The sequence below is a fragment of the Terrabacter sp. Ter38 genome, assembly GCF_024519435.1.
Taxonomy (GTDB): Bacteria; Actinomycetota; Actinomycetes; order Actinomycetales; family Dermatophilaceae; genus Terrabacter.
In genome coordinates this window covers 1-325 of the sequence record NZ_JALJRZ010000048.1, presented here as the reverse complement: position 1 = coordinate 325, position 325 = coordinate 1, and the positions used below count along the sequence as shown (strand labels likewise).

At 54.8% G+C, this 325-nt stretch carries 1 protein-coding gene; it reads left to right on the top strand.

Going from position 1 to position 325, the window contains the following annotated elements; all coding sequences use genetic code 11:
* Positions 1-325: hypothetical protein (locus NR112_RS23345; RefSeq protein WP_256796481.1), on the top strand; the 325-nt coding region annotated here is incomplete at both ends.

Genomic DNA, 325 nt, shown 5'->3' with positions numbered 1-325 from the left:
AAGAAAGAAGGAAGGGAGGAGGGAAAGAGAAGAGAAGAAGGGGGAGGAGGAGGAGAGGAAGGAGGGGAAGGAAAGAGAGAGGGAGGGAGGAGGGAAAGGGGGGAAAGGAGGGAGGGAGGGGGAGAGGAGGGGAAGGAGGAGAAGGAGAAGAAGAGAGAAGAAGAGGAGAAGGGAAGGAGAAGAGGAGAGAGGGAGGGAGGAGGAAGAGAGGAGAGAAAAAGAGAAGAGGAAGGCGGAAGGGGAGAAGAAGAGGAAGAGGAGAAAGAGGGGGAGAAGGGAGAGGGAGGGAAGGAGGAAAAAGAAAGAAAAAGCAGCCGGGAGAAAT